The sequence below is a fragment of the Dyella ginsengisoli LA-4 genome (assembly GCF_000334915.1).
GTDB classification, from domain to species: domain Bacteria; phylum Pseudomonadota; class Gammaproteobacteria; order Xanthomonadales; family Rhodanobacteraceae; genus Dyella_A; species Dyella_A ginsengisoli_A.
In genome coordinates, this window is record NZ_AMSF01000005.1 from 1 (window position 1) to 24,204 (window position 24,204).

General features: G+C 65.9%; 14 protein-coding genes. 9 read left to right on the forward strand and 5 right to left on the reverse strand.

The genetic code is table 11. The features are described 5' to 3' along the window. Positions 1 to 8 precede the first annotated feature (8 nt). Together C693_RS0100830 and tdh are read right to left on the reverse strand one after the other, a co-directional pair. The gene (locus C693_RS0100830; RefSeq protein ID WP_017460346.1) at positions 9 to 3,662 is read right to left on the reverse strand and encodes a DUF748 domain-containing protein; all 3,654 of its coding nucleotides are present in this window, start codon (positions 3,660 to 3,662) and stop codon (positions 9 to 11) included. Positions 3,663 to 3,858: 196 nt separating this feature from the next. Next, a complete protein-coding gene (gene tdh / locus C693_RS0100835; protein WP_026107080.1) occupies positions 3,859 to 4,893 on the reverse strand; it encodes an L-threonine 3-dehydrogenase in 1,035 nt (344 codons plus the stop codon). A gap of 146 nt (positions 4,894 to 5,039) precedes the next feature. Between tdh and miaA the strand changes: the two genes are divergently transcribed. The 7 genes from miaA to C693_RS0100870 all read left to right on the forward strand — a co-directional run bounded on the left by miaA (position 5,040) and on the right by C693_RS0100870 (position 18,293). Continuing rightward, the gene (miaA, locus tag C693_RS0100840; RefSeq protein ID WP_017460348.1) at positions 5,040 to 5,990 is read left to right on the forward strand and encodes a tRNA (adenosine(37)-N6)-dimethylallyltransferase MiaA; all 951 of its coding nucleotides are present in this window, start codon (positions 5,040 to 5,042) and stop codon (positions 5,988 to 5,990) included. A 156-nt stretch (positions 5,991 to 6,146) separates the two neighbouring features. Then, entirely contained in the window at positions 6,147 to 6,416 is a 270-nt protein-coding gene (gene hfq, locus C693_RS0100845; RefSeq protein ID WP_026107081.1) for an RNA chaperone Hfq, read from the forward strand. 94 nt (positions 6,417 to 6,510) lie between these two features. Beyond that, the gene (hflX, locus tag C693_RS0100850; protein WP_026107082.1) at positions 6,511 to 7,824 is read left to right on the forward strand and encodes a ribosome rescue GTPase HflX; all 1,314 of its coding nucleotides are present in this window, start codon (positions 6,511 to 6,513) and stop codon (positions 7,822 to 7,824) included. A 168-nt stretch (positions 7,825 to 7,992) separates the two neighbouring features. Continuing rightward, positions 7,993 to 9,141 carry an FtsH protease activity modulator HflK gene (gene hflK / locus C693_RS20765; protein WP_017460351.1) on the forward strand — a complete coding sequence of 383 codons (1,149 nt, stop codon included), beginning with the start codon at positions 7,993 to 7,995 and terminating at the stop codon, positions 9,139 to 9,141. Next, entirely contained in the window at positions 9,138 to 10,004 is an 867-nt protein-coding gene (gene hflC, locus C693_RS0100860; protein ID WP_017460352.1) for a protease modulator HflC, read from the forward strand. The genes hflK and hflC overlap by 4 nt, the downstream gene beginning before the upstream one ends. 194 nt (positions 10,005 to 10,198) lie before the next feature. Then, positions 10,199 to 11,491 (forward strand): adenylosuccinate synthase, encoded by a 1,293-nt coding sequence (locus C693_RS0100865; RefSeq protein WP_017460353.1) that lies wholly within the window; start codon positions 10,199 to 10,201, stop codon positions 11,489 to 11,491. A 361-nt stretch (positions 11,492 to 11,852) separates the two neighbouring features. Beyond that, the gene (locus C693_RS0100870) at positions 11,853 to 18,293 is read left to right on the forward strand and encodes an NACHT domain-containing protein (protein WP_026107083.1); all 6,441 of its coding nucleotides are present in this window, start codon (positions 11,853 to 11,855) and stop codon (positions 18,291 to 18,293) included. 130 nt (positions 18,294 to 18,423) lie between these two features. On the opposite strand, the gene C693_RS0100875 is transcribed toward C693_RS0100870, so the two are convergent. Together C693_RS0100875 and C693_RS0100880 are read right to left on the reverse strand one after the other, a co-directional pair. Further along, positions 18,424 to 20,316: a DUF2075 domain-containing protein gene (locus C693_RS0100875; protein WP_017460355.1), complete on the reverse strand. Its 1,893-nt coding sequence runs from the start codon at positions 20,314 to 20,316 to the stop codon at positions 18,424 to 18,426. A 24-nt stretch (positions 20,317 to 20,340) separates the two neighbouring features. Beyond that, positions 20,341 to 20,691: a nucleotide pyrophosphohydrolase gene (locus tag C693_RS0100880; RefSeq protein ID WP_017460356.1), complete on the reverse strand. Its 351-nt coding sequence runs from the start codon at positions 20,689 to 20,691 to the stop codon at positions 20,341 to 20,343. A gap of 235 nt (positions 20,692 to 20,926) precedes the next feature. Between C693_RS0100880 and C693_RS22425 the strand changes: the two genes are divergently transcribed. Both C693_RS22425 and C693_RS0100890 read left to right on the forward strand, forming a co-directional pair. After that, positions 20,927 to 21,760 (forward strand): helix-turn-helix transcriptional regulator, encoded by an 834-nt coding sequence (locus tag C693_RS22425; RefSeq protein ID WP_017460357.1) that lies wholly within the window; start codon positions 20,927 to 20,929, stop codon positions 21,758 to 21,760. A gap of 99 nt (positions 21,761 to 21,859) precedes the next feature. Next, positions 21,860 to 23,611, forward strand: a complete 1,752-nt coding sequence (locus tag C693_RS0100890) for a serine hydrolase domain-containing protein (protein ID WP_017460358.1) — start codon at positions 21,860 to 21,862, stop codon at positions 23,609 to 23,611. Positions 23,612 to 23,682: 71 nt separating this feature from the next. Here the strand turns inward: C693_RS0100890 and C693_RS0100895 are convergent, their stop codons facing one another. Beyond that, the gene (locus C693_RS0100895; protein WP_017460359.1) at positions 23,683 to 24,033 is read right to left on the reverse strand and encodes a hypothetical protein; all 351 of its coding nucleotides are present in this window, start codon (positions 24,031 to 24,033) and stop codon (positions 23,683 to 23,685) included. Positions 24,034 to 24,204: the final 171 nt, after the last annotated feature.

Genomic DNA, 24,204 nt, shown 5'->3' on the forward strand with positions numbered 1-24,204 from the left:
GCCCGCCGCTACTGGTGCAGGCCGAAATCCACCCGGGTGGTCTTGCCCTTGTCGTCGATGCCCTTGGCATCGAGCACCACCGGCTTCTCGTCGTAGCGGGCGGCATCGAGCTTGCCGGTGAGCCAGCTGCGCACGGCGTCGGCGCGGCGCTTGGCCAGGGCGCGCATCGCCGGCTCGTCCACCGCCACGTTGGCTTCCATCAGACCGCGCATCTCGTCCGGGTCCAGCGACTTCTTCAGGCCGAGGAAGTTGCGCGGCTTGTTCGGGATGTCGTCGTGCCTGTAGGCCCGCTTGAGGTACTTCTCGACCTGGTCCGGCGTCACCCGCACGTCGGCGAGGGCGGCATCGGACAGGTCGGCGTCCTTGCCCTTTTCGTCCAGCACCAGCTCGCGGCGGATCAGGTTCTCCACGGTGACCTTGCGCAGGCCGTCGCGGTCCTTGGTCGGGTCGACCCGGCCGATGATGTCCAGCTTCAGCGACGGCTTCTTCTCGAGGATCGCCACCAGTTTGCCCAGCCGCTCCTGCGCCTTGGCGTCGAGGATGGCCGAGCCGGGCGCGAACTCGACGTAGCCCAGGTCGGCGCCCGCTCCGCCGAACGCGGCGCCGAGCAGGCGGAACGGCGCGGTCACCGCCTTGGCGACCAGGTTGACGATCGCCCGCCACACCAGCCCGCCGACGCTGAACTGCGGGTCGTCCAGCGAGCCGGACACCGGCAGGTTCACGTCGATGTTGCCCTCGGTGTCGCGCAGCAGAGCGACCGCCAGCTTCACCGGCAGGTGCTTCACGCCCGGGCTGTTGTCGCGCTCGCCGAAGGTCAGCTGGGTGATGAAGATGTGGTTGTCGGCGGCCAGCTTGCGGTTGTCGAGCTGGTAGTGCACGTCCATGTTGAGCTTGCCCGAGGTGATCGGGTAGCCGGCGTACCTGCGCGAATAGGCGGCCAGCCGGGTCAGCTCGACCTCGTCGGCCTTGCCCTTGATGTCGAGGAAGGCGACCGGCTGCAGCGGGTTGATGGTGCCGCTGATGTCCACCGGCGAGTTCTCGTCCAGCGCGGCCTGCACGCTCAGTTCGGCCGGCGGGTCGCCGGGCTTGGTGCCGAAGGCGCCGATCTTGCCGGTGAGCCTGGTGAGGTTGGCGGTGTAGTTCGGCTTGATGAAATTGTCGGTGTAGTTCAGCTGGCCGTTTACCAGGGTGATGCCGCCGAGGTGGATGTCCGCGGCCGGCGCGCTGCTCGCGGCGGCCGGCACCTCGGCTACGCGGCGGTTGTCTGCCGGCGGCGTTGGGGCAGAAGGTACGGGCGCGCTGCCTTCGGCGCGGGTCACCGACACCGGGGCGGACTCCGGCGAGGCCACCACGTCGGACAGGTTCAGCCGACCGTCGGCGTTGATGATCATGCGGGCATAGAACGAGGTGAGCACCAGCGCGCCGACATCCACCCGCGGCGTGGACGGCCCGATCTCGGCGTCCAGCCGCGATGCGGTGAGCGTGCGCCAGCGCAGGAAGTCGTCGCCGGTGAGCTTGTCCTGCACGCGCACCCGTTCCAGCGCCGCGTTGCCGCGATAGCGCAGCGACGGCGTGCGGCCGCGGGCGTCGTAGCGCAGCTGGCCGTCACTGGTCAGGCGTGCGCTGGCAATGGTCACGTTCAGCGGTGCGTCGAGGTAGGGCTCGAAGCGGGCGATGTCCAGGTTGCGCGTGGTCAGCTTCAGCTCGGCACCCAGCGGATCGGGACGCAGCGTGCCGCTGGCGTCGAAGCTGCCGCGGTCGATCGTGGCGGCGAGCGCGAACGGGCGCGCTTCGCCGAGCTTGTCGCTGAGCCCGTCCAGGTGTCCGTTCATCGCCGTGAGCCGGGTGATCACCGGGCGGGTGCCGGCGGCGAGATCGGTGAAGTCCACACTGCCGTCGTCCAGCGCGAGGCGGCCCAGTTGCCAGTGCCAGGGGGCAGCCGCCGCGTGGTCGTCCGCGGGGGCGGCGGGCGTTTCCGGCATCAGCTCCACCAGGCTCAGCCGGCCGTTCCGCGCGCGCTCGATGTTCAGCGCGAGGCGGTGCAGGGTGACGTCGCCCAGCTGTACCTGGCGACTGGCCAGGTCGAACAGCGGGATCGCCGCGTCGAGCTGGCCCCACGCCATCGCCGGACCGCGTTCCTTCTGCTGCGGGGCGAGCGCGAAATCGCTCACCGTGGCATGCGCGTCGCTCAGGTGCACGTTGACCGCTTTGCCCCAGTCCAGCGCGAGCTGGCCGCCGGCATCGAGCCGTCCTTGGGTGACCGGTGCGCGCAGGTCGGGCGCGGCGATCGCCTGCAGCGGCGCCACCGCCACCTGCTTCAGGCCGAGCGCGGCCTTGAGCTGGCCGGAGGCCAGGTCCAGCGTGCCCCGGGCGGTGATGTCGCCGCCACCGAGTGCGGCGGCCAGGTTGAGTGTGCCGGCGGGTGCCTTCAACAGGCTGAGACCGTGCAGTGCGCCGCGCACGCGGGAGAGAGCCAGCGTCTGCTGCGTCGCGTTGGTGTAGTGCACGGCGCCGTCGGTCAGGAACAAGCCATCGCTGCGCAGGTCGGTGGGCGGCGCCGCTGGCTTGCCGGCCGAGGCGGCGCTGCCGGCGGTCAACGCATCGAAGTTGCTGTGGCCGTCCGCGTCCTGCCGGTAGCTCAGTGTGGCGCGGTCCAGCACCACGGTGCCGAGGTGGTAGCGCGAGACCAGCGGCTGCACGTCCACCAGCTGCGCGCCGCCATGGCCCAGGTCGAGGATCGGTGCGCCCTGGCGCGTGGCCAGCGCGAAGTCGTCCAGCTGCAGATGGCCGGTGAGCTTGAGCTGCGGGGTCGGCTGGCTCTGCACGAAGTGCAGGTCCAGCACGCCCGAGAGCAGGCCCTGCGGGATCGCCACCGGCAGTGCGGCCGGCGGTACGTAGGCGAGGTAGCGCGGCAGGTCCAGCTGGTCGAACCGGACATGCATGATCGATTCGCGCGAGTCCGCGAACGGCTTGGTCTGCCCTTCCACGCGCAGCGGGCTGCCGTCGATGCGCATCGCCAGCAGCGGCTGCACGTAGATGTCGGTGTCGCTGGGCAGGTTGGCCAGGAACGGGATGCCGACGTCGAGCTTGTCCACCCGGTGGGTGGCCCTGGCAAGCTGGTCGTCGAAGCGGATGTCTCCGTTCTTCACCTCGATGTTGGCCAGCGCGAAGCGCGCCGGCGGCGAGGGCGGCGCGCCCGGTTTGGCCGCGTAGCGGTCGATCAGGTCGGAGAAGTTGAAGCGGCCGTCCGCACCGCGGGTCAGCTGGATCTGCGGGTGGTCGAGCCGCAGGGCGTCGAGCACCGGCGCCATGCGGAACAGCGAGGTCCACGAGGCGTTGATCACCGCCTGGTCCACGTCGACGAAGGCGGCCTTGCCGTCGCGGCCGCCGATGTGCAGATGGTCGAGCTGCAGGCGCAGGGTGAACGGGTTGAGGTGCACCTTGCCGAGCGTCACCGGGCGGGACAGCGCCGCGCTGGCGCGCTTCTCGATCTGCCCGCGCAGGATCGGCGGGGCGGCGAAGAAGCCGAGCAGGCCGAACAGCACCAGCACGCCCGCAACGATCGCCAGCGTGCGGCGTGTTCGCCGGGAACGGGCCAGTTCGCGCGTGCGTTCCAGCGCGCGGGTGGCGCGGGGGTCTTCCAGCAAACGTCGGATGCGCATCGAAGCAGTCCCAGTACGCCGCATTCCGGCGGCGCGGCTGGACGCCGCCGGCACCGGACCCGGTGCCCCTGCGGGTCCTTGCCGAAGTGTACGGACAAGCCCGTCCGCCGCCCAGCCTCGGCCGGGTGAAGCGCACGTTCGATCGGATTCGGGAGGTGCCGGCCGCGCGAGGCGGCCGGCGGTCAGGGGGCGGGACTCAGGTCCAGCTGCAGACGACCTTGCCGCAGACGCCCTGGTCCATCAGGTCGAAGCCGCGCTGGAAATCGTCGATGGCGATCTGGTGGGTGAGCACCTTCTGCAGCGGGAAGCCGGTCAGCACCATCTGCGTCATCTTGTACCAGGTCTCGTACATCTTGCGGCCGTAGATGCCCTGCAGGGTGAGGCCCTTGAAGATCACCTTGTCCCAGTCGATGCCGGCGCCGCGCGGCATGATGCCGAGCATGGCGATCTTGCCGCCGTGGTACATCACTTCCAGCATGTCGTTGAAGGCGCGCGGGTTGCCGCTCATCTCCAGGCCGACGTCGAAGCCCTGGATGTGCAGGTCCTTCACCACGTCGCGCAGCGACTGGTTGGCCACGTTCACCACGCGGGTGGCGCCCATGTCGGCGGCCAGCTTCAGGCGGTAGTCGTTGACGTCGGTGACCACCACGTTGCGCGCGCCGATGTGCTTGCAGATGCCCGCCGCGATGATGCCGATCGGGCCGGCGCCGGTGATCAGCACGTCCTCGCCGATCACGTCGAACTCCAGCGCGCAGTGCGCGGCGTTGCCGTACGGGTCGAAGAACGCGGCCAGCTCGGACGGGATCTGGTCGGGGATCGGCCACAGGTTCGAGGCCGGCATGGTCATGTACTCGGCGAACGCGCCGTTGCGGTTCACGCCGATGCCCACCGTGTTCGGGCACAGGTGCTGGCGGCCGGCGCGGCAGTTGCGACAATGGCCGCAGACGATGTGGCCCTCGGCGGAGACGCGGTCGCCGATCTGGTAGCCGGTCACGCCCGGGCCGATCTCCACGATGCGGCCGACGAACTCGTGGCCGATGGTCAGGCCCGGCTTGATCGTGCGCTGGCTCCACTCGTCCCACTTGTAGATGTGCAGGTCGGTGCCGCAGATCGCGGTCTTCTCCAGCTTGATCAGCACCTCGTTCGGGCCGACCTCGGGCACCGGCACTTCTTCCATCCAGATGCCGGGTTCGGCGTGGCGCTTGACCAGGGCTTTCATCGTCTGAGGCATGGGGACATCCGTGGGTGGGGTGACGCGGCGGGGCGGCCGCGGAATCAGCCGACGATTATACGGGCCGACCGGTGCACGCCGCTTTGGCAGCGCAGCATGGCGGGGCGACGGTCCATCCCGCGCCGGCGGCCCTCTACACTTGCCCGATGCCCTCCGACACGCGCCCGCTGGCGATCTTCCTGATGGGCCCGACCGCGTCGGGCAAGACCGCGCTCGCGTGCGCCCTGGCCGACCGCTTCCCGGTGGGATTGGTCAGCGTGGACTCGGCGCTGGTCTACCGCGGGCTGGACATCGGCAGCGCCAAGCCGGACGCCGCCACCCTGGCGCGCTACCCGCACGCGCTGATCGACATCCGCGACCCGGCCGAGCCGTATTCGGCCGCCGATTTCCGCGCCGACGCAGTGCCGGCGATGCGGGCGATCACCGACGCCGGCAAGCTGCCGCTGCTGGTCGGCGGCACCGGGCTGTATTTCCGCGCCCTGCAGCAGGGGCTGTCGGCGCTGCCGGAGGCCGATGCCGAGCTGCGCGCGCAGATCAGCGCCGAGGCCTCGGAGATCGGCTGGCCGGAACTGCACGCCCGGCTCACCGGGCAGGATCCGGTCGCTGCCGCGCGCATCGGCATCCACGACGCCCAGCGCATCCAGCGCGCGCTGGAGGTGATCGCGCTCACCGGCCGGCCGATCTCCGAACTGCAGGGCAGCCAGCCACGCGAACCGTTCCCGTGGCGGGTGCTGAAGCTGGCGCTGCTGCCGGCCGACCGGGCGCCACTGCACGCGCGCATCGCCGAGCGCTTCGACGCCATGCTGGCCGCCGGCTTCCTCGACGAGGTGCGCGCACTCAAGGCCCGCGGTGACCTGCATGCCGACCTGCCGGCGATCCGCGCGGTCGGTTACCGCCAGGCCTGGCAGCACCTGGACGGCGAGTTCGACGCCGCCGAACTGCGCAACCGCGGCATCTACGCCACCCGCCAGCTGGCCAAGCGGCAGATCACCTGGCTGCGCAGCGAGCTGGACGCGCGCGTGCTCGATCCGGAGCGCGCGGATCTGGCCGGGCGCGCCGTCGACGCGCTGGAGCTGTTCCTCGGACATGCCGGGTAAATGCCTGATGTGACAGCCATCGCGATCCGCCATGCGGCGGGGCGCGGCGCTTTCGCACCCGATTTAAAAGCGGTTAAGATCCAGAAGACTTGGTCCGGAGCGGGCGCGCTCTCTTTTTGTCCGGACCGCCGCATCAGACGGGGGAGAACCAGAACAATGTCCAAGGGGCAGTCTTTGCAGGATCCTTTTCTCAACGCATTGCGCCGCGAGCGCATCCCGGTGTCCATCTACCTGGTGAACGGCATCAAGCTGCAGGGTACGGTCGAGTCCTTCGACCAGTTCGTGGTGCTGCTGCGCAACCAGGTCAGCCAGATGGTCTACAAGCACGCCATCTCCACCGTGGTGCCCAGCCGCAACGTGCGCGTGGGCAACGGCCATGAGGGCCAGGCCGAGACGCCAGCCGCGGCCGCCGACGCCGAGGCCTGACTCCAGGCGGGCGGCCGTGACGCGGCCGCCTGCTTGATCGCGCCGGCGTTGCCCCCATCCAGGGACGTTCCATCCGCCGGAGCTGCAAGCCCCCGTGTTCGATAGACAGAAGAGAGGCGATCGCGCCTTGCTCGTCCAGCCGCATTCGCGCGGCGAGGGTGATGCTGCGCGGCGCGCGGAAGAATTCGCCGAGCTGGCCAAATCCGCCGGTGCCGAGATCCTCGGTACCGTGCCGGCGCGCGTCGAGGCGCCCAACCCGCGCTTCTACATCGGTACCGGCAAGGCCGACGAGGTGGCCGAGATGGCCCGCGCGCTGGAGGCCGACCTCGTGCTGGTCGATCACCTGCTCAGCCCGGTGCAGGAGCGCAACCTGGAAAAGCACCTGGGCGTGCGCGTGGTCGACCGCGCCGGGCTGATCCTGGACATCTTCGCCCAGCGCGCCCGCTCGCACGAAGGCAAGCTGGAAGTGGAGCTGGCCCAGCTCAAGCACATCGCCACCCGGCTGGTGCGCGGCTGGACCCACCTGGACGCCCAGCGCGGCGGCGCCATCGGCAACCGCGGCCCGGGCGAAACCCAGCTGGAAACCGACCGCCGGCTGCTCGCCGAGCGCGTGAAGATGCTCACCAAGCGGCTGGAGAAGGTGCAGGTGCAGCGCGGCCAGCAGCGCCGGGCGCGGCTGCGCAACACGGTGCCGCGGGTGGCCCTGGTCGGCTACACCAATGCCGGCAAGTCCACCCTGTTCAACGCGATCACCGCCGGCGGCGTGTATGCCGCCGACCAGCTGTTCGCCACGCTCGATCCCACCGTGCGCCGCATCGAGGACCTCAGCTGCGGGCCGGCGGTGATCGCCGACACCGTGGGCTTCGTCCGCGACCTGCCGCACGACCTGGTCGCCGCCTTCCGCGGCACCCTGGCCGAGGCGCGCGACGCCGACCTGCTGCTGCACGTCAGCGATGCCGCCGACGAGGAGCGCGACCGGCTGCACCGTGTGGTCGACGGCGTGCTGGAGGAGATCGGCGCCGGCGACCTGCCGCAGCTGCACGTGATGAACAAGATCGACCTGGCCGGCGCCGAACCGCGCATCGTCCGCGACGGCGAGGGCCGCCCGGTGCAGGTGTGGCTGTCGGCCGGCACCGGGCAGGGGCTGGAGCTGCTGCGCGAGGCGCTGGGCGAACTGCTCGGCGGCGACCGCGTGCGCTCCGAGCTGCGCCTGCCGCTGTCCGCCGGCCGCCTGCATGCGCGGCTCAAGGCCGCCGGCGCGATCGTCGGCGAACGGGTCGACGAGGACGGCTGGTGCCTGGACATCGACGCCCCGCGCAGCGTCATCGCCCCGCTCAGTGGCGGCCCCGGCGGCGACGCCGTGCTGCTGCGCGACCTGCTCGAACGCACCGCCCCGCCGCTGGAGTGACCCGCAGGCGCCGGACGGCTCTGGTAGAATTGCGCCCGTTTTGTGCCTGTGGTGCCCCTCGGGGCGGACCTTCACGCCAAGCGTGCCCGATCGAGTCATGACCCAACCCGTCACACCTGTGTTCCGGCTGTATTTGCCGGCCTCCCAGCGGCCCCAAGGAGACTGACCATGGCCTGGAACGAACCCGGCAAGAACGACGGACAACGCGACCCTTGGGGCAAGAACAACCGCCCGAACGGCAACGGCGGTCCGAACGGCCTGGACCAGCTGCTCAAGCGGCTGCGCCAGCGCTTCGGCAAGCTCGGCGGTGGCCCCGGCGGCATCTTCACCATCGTGCTGGCGGTGCTGCTGGCGTGGCTGCTGGTGTCCAGCGCCACTGTCATCAACACCAGCCAGACCGGCGTCGTGCTGCGCTTCGGCAAGTATTCGCGCACGCTCACCCCGGGCTTCCACTTCAAGCTGCCCGCGCCGATCGAGACGGTGGCCAAGGTCGAGACCACACGCATCCGCGCCCAGGTCGGCCAGGTGCGCATGCTCACCAGCGACGAGAACATCATCTCGGTCGCCTACAACGTGCAGTACCAGGTCTCCGACCCGCGCCAGTACCTGTTCTCCACCAACGATCCGGACGACACCCTGGCCCAGGCCGCCGAAGCGGCGGTGCGCTCGGTGGTCGGCTCGCATTCGATGGACGAGATTCTCACCAGCCCGGGCGATGACCCCGATTCGCTGCCGGCTTCGGCCGCCTCGGCCAGCGCCGCGACCGCCGCCAAGCTGGCGGCGGCCAAGCCGGGCAAGGACGATCGGGTGACCCTGCAGCAGCAGACCCTCGACGCCCTGCAGCACACGCTGGACAGCTACCACGCCGGCCTGCAGGTCACCGACGTCAGCTTCCAGAACGTGGCCCCGCCGGACGAGGTGAAGGCCGCCTTCGACGACGTCAACGCCGCCCGCGAGGACAAGCAGAGCGCGGTCAACAAGGCCCACGCCTACGCCAACCAGGTGATTCCGCAGGCCACCGGTGAGGCCGCCCGCATCATCGCCCAGGCCAAGGGCGACAAGGCCGAGCGCATTGCCCGAGCCACCGGCGATGCCGAGCGCTTCAACCTGCTGCTGAAGGAATACAAGGCTGCCCCTGCGGTGACCCGCCAGCGGCTGTGGCTGGAAACCATGGAAGACGTGATGGCGCGCAACCCGAAGGTGATCGACGGCTCCGGCGGTCGCAACATCATCAACCTGCCGGCCAGCATGGGCAGCACGCTCAGCCCGGCCGCCACCGTCAGTGCCGATGCGGCCTCGCAGGAGAAGCAGCCATGAAGATCTCCGCCATCATCGCCGTGATCCTGCTGGCCCTGCTCGGCCTCAACAGCATGTACGTGGTGGGCGAGGGGCAGTCCGCGCTGCTGCTGCAGTTCGGCCGCATCGTGCGCACCGGCGACCAGCCCGGCCTGCATTTCAAGCTGCCGCTGCTGCAGCAGGTGATGCGCTTCGACAACCGCATCCTCACCATGGACGCCAGCCCCGAGCGCTACCTCACCTCGGAGAAGAAGAGCGTCAACGTCGACTTCTACGTGAAGTGGCGCATCGCCGACAACGCGGATTACTACCGTGCCACCGGCGGCGACCCGGTGCAGGCCGCCCAGCGCCTGAGCCCGATCGTCAAGAACGCGCTGCGCTTCGAGTTCAACAGCCGCACCCTGCAGGAGCTGATCTCCGGCGGCCGTCGCGACATCACCAACAAGGTGCGCGAGCAGACCGACCTGGCCTCCCGCAAGAGCCTGGGCATCGAGGTGGTGGACGTGCGCATCAAGCAGATCGAGCTGCCCAATGAGGTCAGCGATTCGGTCTACAAGCGCATGAAGGCCGAGCGCCTGCAGCTGGCCAACGAGCTGCGCTACACCGGCGAGCAGATGGCCACCACGGTCACCGCCGACGCCGACCGCCAGGCCCAGGTGCTGCGCGCCGATGCCGAGCGCGACGCGGCCAAGACCCGCGGCGAGGGCGATGCCCAGGCCGCGCTGATCTACGCCCAGGCCTATGGCCAGGATCCGGAGTTCTTCGCGTTCTACCGATCCATGCAGGCGTATCGTCACGCCTTCGACGACGGCAAGAACGTGCTGGTGCTGAAGCCGGACGATCCGTTCCTGCACTATTTCCAGAACAGCGCCGGAAAGCGCTGAAACACGTTCGCGACACACCGGCGGGCCGCCGATCGGCCCGTTCCAACCGGCTCTGGCCACGAGGCCCGAGGGTGCGTCGCGCGCGGGCGTGACGGGGTGACACGGACGCCACCGACCTGCGCCACCGCAGCACCGGCAACACCACCGCAGTACCTCCCGCCCCGCCGATCGGGGTGCCACAAGAGAGCAACGCCATGGGCAAGTCCGTAGTCATTCTTGGAGCCCAGTGGGGCGACGAAGGCAAAGGCAAGATCGTCGACCTGCTGACCGAACGCGTGGGCGCCGTCGCGCGCTTCCAGGGCGGCCACAACGCCGGCCACACGCTGGTGATCAAGGGCAAGAAGACCGTCCTCCACCTGATCCCCTCGGGCATCCTGCGCGACGACGCGCTGTGCCTGATCGGCAACGGCGTGGTGCTGAGCCCGGCCGCGCTCAAGAGCGAGATCGAGGAGCTGGAGGCCAACGGCGTCAACGTGCGCCCGCGCCTGAAGATCAGCCCCGCCACGCCGCTGATCATGCCGTACCACATCGCGGTGGATAAGGCGCGCGAGGTCAAGGCCGGCAAGAGCGCCATCGGCACCACCGGCCGCGGCATCGGCCCGGCCTACGAAGACAAGGTCGCCCGCCGCTCCATCCGCGTCGCCGACCTGATGTACCCGCACGAGCTGCCGGAGAAGATCAAGGCCGCCGTGGAGTACCACAACTTCATCCTCACCCAGTGGCTCAACGCCGAGCCGGTGGACTACCAGACCGTGCTGGACGAAGCGCTGACCTACAGCGAGTTCATCCGCCCGATGGTCGACGACGTCGCCACCATCCTGCACGACGTGCGCAAGGAAGGCGGCAACATCCTGTTCGAAGGCGCGCAGGGCGCGCTGCTGGACATCGATCACGGCACCTACCCGTACGTCACATCGAGCAACACCACCGTCGGCGGCGCGCTGGCCGGCACCGGCGTGGGCGCGGGCGACATCGACTACGTGCTGGGCATCTGCAAGGCCTACGCCACCCGCGTCGGCGGCGGCCCGTTCCCCACCGAGCTGCACGACGAGATGGGCGAGCGCCTGCGCAAGGTCGGCAACGAGTTCGGCGCCAGCACCGGCCGCCCGCGCCGCTGCGGCTGGATCGACCTCGTCGCGCTCAAGCGTGCCGTGCAGATCAACGGCATCAACGGCCTGGCCATCACCAAGCTCGACGTGCTCGACGGCCTGCCGTCCATCAAGGTCTGTATCGCCTACGAATACCGCGGCAAGCGCCGCGAACTGGCGCCGCTGGATGCCGACGGCTGGGAAGAGTGCAAGCCGGTGTACCTGGAGTTCCCGGGCTGGGAAGAGTCCACCGCCGGCATCCGCGAGTGGGACAAGCTCCCGCCCGCCGCCCGCGCCTACCTGCGCGCCCTGGAAGAACTCTCCGGCTGCCGCATCGCCCTCGTCGCCACCGGCGCCGACCGCGACGACACCATCGTGCTGGACGATCCGTTCGCCTGAGTGGTCGGTAGCGCTTGACACGAAAAAGCCCCGCGATGCGGGGCTTTTTTTGCGTTGATGCGTCGGTGCATCAGGGGCGGCTTTCGACCCAAAGCGGACGTTGGATTTAGGTGTTGGCGAGTCCTGATGAGACCTTGCATTCAGCGTTTATGATTCCAAAAGTTTTTTGACTAGGATTGGTCAGTGGCAGACGAACTTTGTTGGCTAGGCCAAACCGAAGCTCGGGCGCCGTAAGCTCAGGCTTTAGCGAACTATCTGCGCGACAGAGGGAGGTATGTGAAGGTGCGTTGACCGCACAGTCCCGAGGCTGCGGTGGTTCTTATTGAATGACGACCACATTGAATATTGGCACGGTGTAAACATGCCTTACAGCGATGAAAGTATAGATTCGGTCCGCGCATCTCGCGCTGGCCACACTTTCCACGAGAGATGGGCTGCCAGAAGGGCATTGCAGCTAGTATTTCCGAATGACGAGCTATTCGCGATCGCCGTGGAGGGGATTTCGTCGACAGAGACTACTAGTCCGGGAACATGGGCCGAAGATGTCGCTGACCTCGTCCTTTACTACGGCCGAGGAGACAATTTTCACACCTGCGAGCGGCTGGAGACCGTCCAATTTAAGTACAAGCATCGCGGGGAGCCGGTTACAGCGTCTTATCTGAAAAAGACAATCGAAAAGTTCTCCAGCACGATTTCCGGCTATGAGAAAGAGTTTTCGACTGCCGAAGTCGACGCGAAAGCATGGTTCGTCTTCGTCACGAATGCCGAGTTCAAGTACAGCCTTTCTGAAGCGATAGAAGCCCTCATCGAAGGGAAGACACCTTCAGGTCAGGAAGCAGCCGACCAGGTTCTTTATCTCAGGGAATGTTGTGCTATCGGAGGCCTGTCTGACGCAAGCCGTCTCTTCTCCAGAGTAGTTTTTCGAGCTGGAGAGAAAGGTCTTTCGAGCCAAGACAACGCACTCAGGAGAACACTCACCGACTGGTCTGCCGGTGCCGATGCTGAGGCTAGGATCCGCCTTCACGGGCTCCAGGATCTCGTCTTGAGAAAGGCTGGTCCAAGCGGCCAAGGCAAGAACCTGATCCGCCGTGAAGATGTTCTGGATGCGCTCGATTGTGCCCCAGAGGACCTCTTTCCGGCCGACACCCGCTTCATCGACGTAGGTGCCGTCGTCGAGCGATCAGAACTTTCGATGGTCCATGATCTGATCAAGGCTTCAAAGCAGCCCGTCTTCGTCGATGCGGAGGGCGGGGTTGGCAAGACCGTGTTCGTCCAGAGCCTTGCCGCAAGGATGGCGAGCGAATTCGAAGTGGTAGTTTTTGACTGTTTCGGTGGTGGTTCGTACCGCTCGGACAATTACTCCAGACACCTCCCCAGAATTGGGCTGGTGCAGATTGTCAACGAGTTGGCCGCGCGGACACTGTGTGATCCGATACTGCCAGGAGGCGATGACAGTCGAAAAATCATCAAGGCGGCGCGCAAACGACTGTCTCAAGCGGCGAAGGCGATTCGGGCCCAGTCCCGAAAGCTCGGCTTGCTCATCATCGTCGATGCGGCCGATAACGCCCAGTTGGAAGCCGAGCATCGCCACGAAAATGCATTCCCAAAGCTTCTTCTCGCGACCATCGACGAGGATCCGATCGATGGAGTGAGACTGCTGTTTACGGCACGCACGCACCGCAAGGACAAGGTCATCGGTCGCAGCACGGTGAGTCGTGTCGAGCTAGGACCCTTCACAGATTCAGAGGCCCGAGAATTTCTGCAGGATCGCAAGCCCGACGCTTCCGGCGTCGAGGTTGCTACCGCTTTGGCTCGATCCGGCCGGAACGCACGTGTCCTCGACTACCTCGTCCAGACTTGGGATACGAATGTCCGCGGCAGCACGTCGGCCGCGCTCATCATGGTTCCTGAGATCATCGCCCAGCATTGCGCGAAGATCATCTCCGATCTTCATGTTGCAGGATGGTCGGATTCGGAGGTAACAGAGTTCTTCGTCGCGCTGTCGCTACTTCCTCCGCCGATTCCGCTCGACGAACTGGCAAACGCGCTTGGATGGTCCGCGACTCAGGTAAGTACCGCCGCATCGGACCTGGCCCCGATGCTCGAGATAACCTCGCACGGTGCGATCTTCAGGGATGAGCCAACCGAAACATACATCCGCGAAACTTACGCCGCGGGAGGGGAAGCCCAAAAGGCCATTGCCGATCGCCTTTTGGCGTCGCAGGTGACATCGGCCTATGCCGCCGAGGCGTTGCCGCATTTCCTGGTCGTCATAAAGGACAGCGATCGTGCGTTCGCGCTCGCTGATTCGGCCAGCTTCCCGGCGACGGTGCAGTCGGAGTTCGGCCGCCGAAGGTTGATCCTCGCACGGCTTCGCGCGGCCTTTCGATTGGCGGTCGCGGATGACGACCTCGACCGGGTGCTGGGCCTCAGCATGCGGCTGGCGCAAGCCGCGACGGCCAATCAGAGGGGCGATGAGTTCATTCGGAGCTCGCCCGCTCTGGCAATCGTACTCGGGGACGCTGACTCCTATCGCCGCCTTTTTGCGGATCGTGCGGGATGGCGTGGCGCCAGAAGCGCGCGGCTGACGGTCGCCCATCGTTTCGCAGGAGACGCTGAGGAATCGGAGATCCAGTGCGAAAGCACTGTGCGGTGGATCAACTGGTACGCGGCGCAGCCACATGACGAGTCGCATCGCGACCGCGCCGGGCCGGAGATCGAGGACTTCGCGGCGGTACTGTTCCAGAATTCCGCCGCATACAAGTTCGACGTCGTCGATCGTAACCTCGCCGCCTGGACTGATCGGTTCTCGCTTTCCGCGAGCGGCCGCCTCCTGCAACTTCTGGAATTGTTCGACCGGGCGAACGGCACGACGGTACTCAAAGATTTGGTCTCATTCGCCGCAAGCGACGAATGCAAATCGCAAGCGCTCAAGCTGCGGCTTCTGTCGCGACCTCGCTCTCTCGATAGACAACAGGTAAAAGCGCTGGCGAAGGCGACCGGAGCGCCGGTGTCCGTCGACGACGACGAAGACGAAGACGAGGGCCTTTCGGTGGAGCCCACGCGAGGGGGCAGCGCCCACATCGTACAGGCGGCGTTGACAGCGCTCTTCTACAGCTCGCGTGCCGCCGCCGCGGCGATCATCCGCTATGCGCCTCCGGCCCGGCCATCAGCGTACGACTACGGCGAGCGTTACGGCCACTCGAGGGCTTGGCCCCCGATCCTCCGCGCCTGCATCCGCGCATGGTCGGCTGGAAGGCCCGTCGCCCACCATGACCTGCTTCCGGGGGAGGTGAAGATCACCAGGCAGGCGAGGGCAGTCAAGAGCCAGAGGGAACTGCTTGCGTTTCTGAAGGAGCTGCGGCGGCCCGCGCCCGGCGGCTCCGGCAGGAGACGTGGCGGGAAACCGCGAAGCGCGAGATTCAATGACCGCGACTGCGAGAACATCAGTAGGGGCATCGAGCTTGCACGCCAGCTGACCCGGCCCATCGAGGATGCTGTCCTCTCTCGCAGAAGCCTCCCGGATGCGAGTGTCAGCGACTTCCTGGATTTATGGAGCAAGCACTTGAGGGAGGGCGTGCAGTGGACGGCTGAGGTCGCCGCCGACTCGCTTATTCGCACCGTCGGGCTCGGCTGTATCCATATCCTGCTGGACCATGCGCCGGTGATATCGGAAGACCAAGCGAAGACCATCGTCAGCCTGATTTCTTCGGGAAGATTTTCCGTCCGGCAGAAAACGTCCGTATTGGGCCTGCTTGCCCAGCGACCGGGCCTCCATGAGCTCGCGGGCAAGTTTGCGCAGCACATCGCGGAGCAGATTGGCCAAGACGACGATATCGGGCAGCGCGGCGGTGCATACGCCGATCTCGCGGTTTCCCTCGTGTCCATGAGCATTGACGAGGCCCGTGAATACTACCGGCAAGGTCTGGCCCAGCTGGACCAATTGGGAGGAGAGAGCTACGAGCAGATCTATTCGCTGCTTCGTTTCGCGAGCGTGCAGCATGGCGGACTGCTGAAGCCAGCGCTGTCGCATCGATTGATGAACCTGTGCCAGACCATCATACGGAACGAGCCAAGCAAGTTCGGCTGGACGTTGTTCGCGCGCGCCGCAGCCAATTCCATAGGCTTCCCGGCAATCGCCAAGATCGTGCGTTGGCACGACCAGGACGTCGCGGAACTGTCTTACGGTTTGCCGCAGCTTGCCTGTTTTCTGGCCAGGAACGGGAATCTCGATCCGCGGCGCGCTGCCTTCGTCCTGACGATCTGCGAAGACCATGGCTGGTGGGACTGGCGCTCCGGTGACGGAGTCGCCGATCTGCTGAAACTGTCTAACCCGGACGATCAGAGGCGGATATTTCTGGCGATCATCGAAAAGCTGCGCGCCCGGTACCCGTTCGGCGCCTGGAGCTCCCTTTGGGAAGGCTTCCTGGAAGCGGGGAGTCAATTTCCGACCGCGCTCACCACCGAAGAGCGAGAGGCGATCGAACAACTCAGGCTAGAGGCGAAAGGCAAGGAGGATGAGTTCAACAATCGCGATAGGTCGCAGCCAGACTTCGTCGTCGATCGAACTCCGAAACCGAGCAAGGAAGAAATCCACGGTCTCATCGCGGCGCTGGTCTCGAATTGCGATCCGTCATCGGCGCAGTCGCTCGACCAGGCGCTGACGACCATTCAAACGGACAGTCGACTTTCCTATAACGCACGCCAGCGATTCATCGCCGGTTTGCGCGCCTCGTGCCCATATCCGAAGCGGTTGGCGTTTCTGTTCGCAATCTGCGACTCGGCCGAGCTGAGCCTCACCCAGTCATTGGACATACTTGCCGAGTGCCTGTCCTCCTGGAGCGGATCCTCCAGGCACCTCGTTTCCAATGCAAAAGCATTGGTTGAACGACTGTTCGAGTCCAAGATCGTCGAGCTGTTCGAAGGTCAGTTCTCGGACATCGTGCGTGGCATCCACCAACTCTCGGAACTGTGCGATGACAAGCCCTTCGTGCTGCGGCTCGTCCTTCGCAAAGTGGCGGCGGAGGAGGTGGAACTCGATGGCGACGAGTGGCTGCAGTTGGCTACCGCCCTGTGCGACGTCACTTCGGGCCAGGCCGGTCTCGATGCGCTGGAGTTGCTGCTGTCCGGGCCGGCGTCGCGCATCGCCGACGAGATCGGCGAGGGACCGTTCCGCCCCGAGCAATCCGTCGGGGGAAACGAAGCGGCGTTCTTCGCCGATGTGATCTGGCACCTTCTCGGCGACGACGACGCCTATCTCCGCTGGACGGTCGCACGCGGCTTGAACACGCTTGCCGAGCTGGGTCTGGACGAAGAGATCGGCCTGTTGCTCGACCGCTTCGACCAAAGGGAGATCGCGGCCTTGGCATCGCCGGATCGGGAGCTTCCGTTCCTGAATTCCCGGCAGTGGCTGCTGATGGGTCTAGCGCGGACCGCCTTGCGCCAAGGACGGACCATGGGCGGCTTCCGGCGCAGGCTGCTGGCACTCGCCCAACGAAGCGACCTCCATGTTATCGACAAAGTCCACATTGCCAGGTGTTTAAGGAACATCGGTAACAACGGTGTCCGAGACACGGATCTGGAAGCGTTGGTCGATCAGGTCGACCAACCGCCATGCGGCATTGAGACCAGTGATGTCTACTCGGGGGGCACGAAAGCGACGTCGAACTTCCGCTTCGACTACGAGTTTGCTAAGAGTGAGATCAGCGCACTGGCGTGGCTCTTCAATGTCGGCAAGGCAACCGTGGTAGATGCGATGGCGGCCGAAATCAAGAAGCGATGGCCGGAGGCCACCTCGCTGGATGATTTTCCCGGCCGGCAACGTTACGACTGGGATCGAGGCGATCGATATGAGACCTACCGTGAGCATGTTCAAAGACATGCCTTGCTGGGTGCAGCCACCAGTCTTTCAAAGACGCGGCCGGTGGTCGTTCGGAGTTACGAGGTCGGCGGCGGCTCGCCTTGGCTGGAATGGCGCGACCGCTACGACGTCACGTTCGATGACGGCTCGTGGCTGTCGGATCGGAAAGACCCTGTCCCCGGGCAGGCGAAGGAATATCTGCTAGGCAAGAGGACAGGACAGCAAGAGGGCCTGCAGGATCAACACGCAATGCTGAGGAAGCTTGGCCTCGTGGAGCCACCCGACGACGCACTAGTGCTGCTCTACGGGCGCTGGTCTTCGCCCGATGGGGTGCGAGTTAGGATCACGTCGGCGCTGACGGAACGGAAGGGCGCAATTGGTCGCTGCGCGGCATTCGCCAAGAAGCCCAGTCATGACCTTTGGCTGCCCGAGTTTTGGGATGGTGGATTCTATGACCGTCGTTATCGGCAAAAGAGTATTTTTGCTCCATTAGTGTGGGCGCCCGAAACCCACAGTCTTGGCATCGACGAGGGTGATGAAATGGCGGCGGAGGGAGCGGCCGGCAGACCGCGTATCGGAATCGACCTCACGAAGAGCCTGAGGTTGGTAAACGAGCCGGGCAGTGGTGATTGGTATGCCGGTAATGGCGACCTGGCGCTGAGGAGTCAGGTCTGGGGTAGTTGGAAACCGGATCCCGATGGCCACCGTGGAGCCCGTAATCACGATGATGGTGAGGTTTTGTGGGCTTCGCCCGATTGGCTAGCCGAGACGCTGTCCAGCGAGGACAAACGACTTGTCTTTACGATAACGCTTTCGAAGTATCGATCGTCACGGGAGTACGCTCCCTCGAGTGGCGTTAGATCCGTCCTTGTTGGACTACGGCTTGATGACGGGACGATGAGGATTTGGAATGCGAAGAAGGCATCGAAGCAAGATTATTGAGCTGCCTGAGCTTATCTACTCCAAACCGACCAATGCTATGTGTGGAATGCCAATGATGATTGCCTATGAACGACGGGTTTTGGCCGAATGCGGTCACTACACAGCCCGGGCTCAGAGAAGGCGCTCATCTTCAAGATGCGCAAGTCAAGCTGGATGGCTTGATAGTCTCTCGGAAGTAACTTGCCGTATCGGCATCCACAAAGTAGACATAGCAGCCTTTCATGCCGCGAGTCATCAGCGTCTTGTAGGTGTTGCGGATGATTCGGTCCACGCGCTGGCGTGTCTCTTCGGGTGACTGCTTCATCATCGATTTCCAGCCACGGATGGATCGGTCCATGTTGGATCGCGCTTCGGGCACGGTGGTAAGCGCATCGTCGCGGACGACTAGGTCGGGGCCGACGATGACGCCGACGTAGTCGAGCTCCAGTCCCTGGCAGGTATGGATGCAGCCGACTTCGTCGATGGAGTCGGGTGCCACGATCCATAGGCTGCCGTCCTTGTCGAGGTTCCAGCGCTTCGCGTAGCCGTGTTCAGGGATGACCACGTCGAATTGATCGGGCTTTTTCTTGCTGACCCAGTCCCAGCAGTAGCCGGCGACCACGCGAGACTTGTTGTTGATGACGTTGCGCTCGGCGATCAGCTCGTGCAGCTCTGTGGGCGAATCCATCACGCGGAAGTCGAACTCATCCGGGGAAAGCGTGGTGTTCGCGGTCTCGCGCAGACCCAGCGTGTTGTCCAGCCAGGCCATGTAGGCATCCGAGCCACCGCAACGGAACTGCGAAGCCAGTTGCATGTGGGTGACTTCGGCATCGGCCGCGTGCGCCCACTTCTCCAGCTCGGCGCTGTGCCCGATGTCGGACAGGGTGACGACCTGGTCGTCGTCCACGAAGAAGATCGCGCTCTTGCTGCTGTGGATGATCTCCTTGATCTGGTTCTCGCCGAGGTTGCCGTAGAGGCCGGACTTCTCGTTGAGGCGGTGGGCCTCGTCCACGATCAGGGCATCGAACGCATTCGCTGCCGTCTCGACAAAGGAGCCGGAGCCGGAGAACAGGTTGCTGATGGCCGTCTGCTTGAACGTGCCTGTCAGCTTGGCCTTGTAGACGGCACGCGGCGCCGCGTTCTTGGATACGTACTTGCTGACGAGTCCCTGCTTCGACAGGCGCACCAGCAGGTTGATCGCGATGATCGACTTCCCGGTGCCGGGACCGCCCTGGATGATTGCGACCTGTTTCTTTTCCCCCGAGGCACGGGTGGCGAGGGTGACGGCGCTTTCGAAGGCGACCTTCTGGTCGTCGATCAGCACGAACTCCTGATTGCCCCTCATCAAGCCGACCAGGCTGTCCACCAAGGCCTTGGATGGCTTGATGCGGCCATTCTCGATCTCGTAGATCAGTTCGGCGTTGTCGCCGTATTTCACATGCTGCTTGATGAAGTCCCGAAGGCGCTGACGCTCGGCTTCACCTTTCAGGAACAGCGGCGCCTTCCGGATGTAGTCCCCGTAATGCTGGGGATCGTCGATGACGCCGTCCTGCACGTAGTTGTGGAGATAGGCGCAGGGGTTCAGGGCTACGTTGCGTTCGTAGACGGCCTCGTTGAAGCCTTCGAGCAAGGCCGCATACGACCAAGCCTGATAGCAGGGGTGGGTGCCTTCGCTCTCGGGAGCATGGCCGCCCCGGCGTGCGATGACTAGGCCGTCTTTCGGCGAGAGCTTCGCTTCGGACCACTGCTTGAGTTCCACGATGATGAGCTTGGGACCCTCATCGGTACGGCCGGAAAGGATGAAGTCGATCCGCTTGGAGGTTTGGGGTATCCCGAACTCGACGCCAACCCCGATGTTGTCGGGAATGCCTGGGTCCCGAAGCACCTTGGCCATTTCGCCCAGCGAGTTCTTCCAGGAGCGGTATTCGGCTTCAGTGGAGTACCGCCCGGTTCGCTGCAAATACTTGGCAGCAATGACGCTTTCGATGTCCCGGTTGTCGTGATCGTCAAGAAACTGGGTCTTGTCGGCCTGATAGACAATCACGCTGCGGCCCCCCTTGGCCTTCCGTCAAAGCTCAGAATACTTCTTGCTCGTCCCCTTGGCGCGTTCGACCGGGTACTTGAGAGCGTTGAGCTGCAGCTTCTTGCGGGCTGCGTCCAACGGATCGATGCCCAGCTTGTCCGAGAGCTGAAGCAGGTAGAGGAAGACGTCAGCCACTTCCTCGGCGACTGCATCGCGCTTCACGTCCGGCAACGAGCGGCTTTGCTCCTCGGTCAGCCACTGGAAGTGCTCGAGCAGTTCGGCAGCCTCGACCGACAGGGCAGTGGCCAGATTCTTGGGCGAGTGGAACTGCTCCCACTCTCTGTCGCTAGCGAATGTGCGCAGGACAGCCTGCAGTGCCTGGATATCTGTGCTCATAGTCCGTTCCTGGTACCCAAACGAATAGTGAGAAGCTTAGGCGTTTCGCATTTCTGCGCAAAAGGTCGGAGGCGCGAGCACACGCTGTGCCGGTTTACGGCGTCGGCTCTCGGCTGTTGCGCACTAAGCAAAGACTCTGCGCGCAACTCACTGCTTCAGAGCAGCCATGCCAACTGTCACGGGCGGCAGGCGAGTTCCAGGACTAGAGTGGGTTGCATCAGCCAAGGCGCTTGCGATGAAGCTGTGCACCCCCGTTTTCCCCAAAGGCCACTTCCTCGGCCGCACCGAGACCCGCTGGTCCGCGGGCGGCTTTGCCTTGACGCGGATGGTGCCGACGGTGCCGGAGTATGAGGTGCATGAGCACACGCATGCGGAGGCGCATTTCGTGGTGTTGCTGCGCGGGGAATACCTCTCCAGTGCGGAGGGCGCGCCGGCGTTGGCGCGGGAGCCGCTGGTGATCTACAACCCGCCGGGGACGTTGCATCGCGACCGGTTTCGGGGCGATGGGGTGGGTGGGGAGTTCATGACGGTGACGCTGGGCATGGGCACGCTGCGCGATTACGCGCAGGCGGTGGCCTTGCCGGATCGGCCGCGCGCCTTTGCCGCGGGGGAGGGCGAGGCGTGGCGGCGGCTGGCCGGCCTGGCGACGACGCGGAAGGCGTCGGACGCGTTGCACTCCGAATCGTTGTGCGCGGAATTGCTGGACGCGGCCTCGGCGCCATTGCGCGAGCGGCGCGAGCATCTGCCGCCGTGGCTGTGGCGGGTGCGGGAAATGCTGCACGACGACTGCGGCAGCGAGCTGTCGCTGGGGGAGCTGGCCGCGGTCGCCGGAGTGCATGCGGTGCACCTGACGCGCAGCTTCCGTCGCCATTTCGGCTGCACCCCGGGCGACTACCTGCGCCGGTGCCGGCTGACCAGGGCCGCGGCGTTGCTGACCACCTCACGCGAGGCGCTGGTGGAGGTGGCCGCGCGCTGTGGTTACTTCGACCAGGCGCATTTCGCGCGCAGTTTCCAGGCCGCCTTCGGGCGCTCGCCGCGCGCCTACCGCCAGGCGGTGGCCGACGCCTGACGCGGCAGGTTTGCCGGATACAAGAATGTATGGCGGTGCCCGGCTAGGATGCCTGCGCGCGGACCGACGCGGGCCGCATCACAACGGAAAGGGCGAGACATGCGCGTGGGCAACGGTTGGGCCGTGATGATGGCGGGATGTCTGGTGATGCTGGCGCTGCCGGCACGCGCCGCGGTCAGTCCGGAGAAGCTGGTCGGCCTGTGGGGCAACGAGACGCAGATGACCCAGCCGGTGGCCGGGCGACTGGTGCTGGATCTGCGTGGTGCGGCCGGCGAGGCGCACATTGGCGGCATCACGGCGCCGGTGTCCCGCTCGGGCGACGAGGTGCGTGCGGTGTTGGCGGGCGGGCTGGGCACGTTTCGCGGTCACTGGTCCGCGGACCATGCACGCATCGACGGCTTCTGGGTGCAGCCGCCGTCAGCCTTGCGCAGCGCCTACGCCACGCCGCTCACGCTGACCCGGTCGCAGCCGGACGTGTGGATGGGCACGGTGCAGCCGCAGGACGAGCGGCTGTCGCAGTACCTGAAGATCGAGCGGGATGCCGACGGCAGCTTGCGGGCGTTCCTGCGCAACCCGGAGGCCAACCTCACGCGCGATCGCTGGATGACCGTGGCGCTGGACGGTGATGCGGTGACCTTCGGCGATCCCGCGCGGCCACGCTGGCAGTTGCACGCGAACTACGACGAGGAGACCGGGCAGCTGCAGGTGAACTGGCAGGGCATCGGCGTATTCACCTTCACCCGGCGCGATCGCGCGGATGCCATCGGCTTCTACGCCAGCACGCCGCCGGCCGGCACGCCCGCCTGGCGGGCGCCGCTCACGCTGGAGGACGGCTGGGGCACGGACGCGCCCGCTTCATCCGGCTTCGACACGAAACGCCTCGATGCGCTGCTGGCGCGCCTGCTGCAGAGCGACGATGCCGGCACGCCGCAGGTGCAGTCGCTGCTGATCGCCCATCGCGGCAAGCTGGTGGTGGAGCGCTACTTCCACGGTTTCGACGCCGACCGGCCGCACGACAGCCGTTCGTCCGGCAAGACCTTCGCGCCGCTGCTGGTGGGGCTGGCGATGGCGCAGGACAAGGCGCTGACGCCGGGCACGACATTGCGCGCGATGCTGCCGGCCTACCGCGATGCCTTCGGCAGCGATCCGCGCAAGGCCCGCATCACCGTGGCCGACCTGATGACGATGACCTCGGGCCTGGCCTGCGACGACGGCGACGACCAGTCCCCCGGCAACGAGGACGCCATGCAGAGCCAGCAGGCGCAGCCCGACTGGTACCGCTACACGCTGGCGTTGCCGATGGTGCGCGAGCCCGGTGGGGACAAGGCGGTGTACTGCTCGGCCGGCATCAACCTGCTGGGCGCGGTGGTCGCCCGGGCCACGGGCGCATGGCTGCCGGACTTCTTCCGCCGCACCGTGGGCGACCCGCTGCAGATGCGTGACTACCACATCAACCTGATGCCCGGCGGCGACGCCTACCTGGCCGGCGGCATCTACATGCGGCCACGCGACATGCTCAAGCTCGGCCAGCTCTATCTCGACGGCGGGCGCTGGAACGGCCGGCGCGTCGTCGACTCCGCGTGGGTGAAGGCCTCGACCGCCGAGCACAGCGCGTTCACGCCGGATCATCGCTACGGCTACGGCTGGCACCTGCACACGATGACCGTGGACGGGCACGCGTATCGCGAGTACGCGGCCGAGGGCAATGGCGGCCAGTTCGTGATCGTGGTGCCGGAGCTGGAGCTGGTGGTGGGTATCCAGGCCGGCAATTACGGCGACTTCGCCACCTGGTACAAGCTGCAGGATCTGGTGCCGACGTTCGTGATCCCGGCGCTGCAAGGGCGTCGCTGAGGCGATTGCGTCAGCCAGCAGACCGAACAAGGCCCCGCATCGCGGGGCCTTGTTTGTTTCAGGCGGCTAGTTCAGTGCCGGCGCTGCTTCCGGATATGCCGGCTGTTGCGGTTCTCCGAGCGGTTGAGGCGGCGGGTTTCCTTCTTGGTGAGGTGGCCGTTGTGCCTGGCCTCGTCGGCGCTGGCGCGTTGGGCGATGTTGGCGTCGTGCTGCTCGTCGCGGGCGGCCTGCTTGCCGGTGATGGTGCCGTTGGCCAGGCCCTTGTCGATGCGCTGCTGCTGGGTGTCGACGCGCTTGTTCACTTCGTTGACGCGCGGGTGGTGCGGCACGGGGCTGGTCTGCGCCATCGCGCCGGTGGCGGCGAGGGCGCTGGTGGCGAGCAAGGCGATCAGGCTGCGGCGGAGCGTATTGCGAAGGCTCATGGCGATTCCTCGGTGCGTGGAATGGGCAAGCATTGCTGTGGGCCGCCGGTGCTCCGTAAATCCTTGCGTCGCAAGGGTTTTGTCGGCGACGACCGGTGGGCGCGGACAGTAACGCCGGTGCGTCGCAAGGAGTTGACTGCGGCGACGGGGGCGATGGCGCCGGTTCAGTCT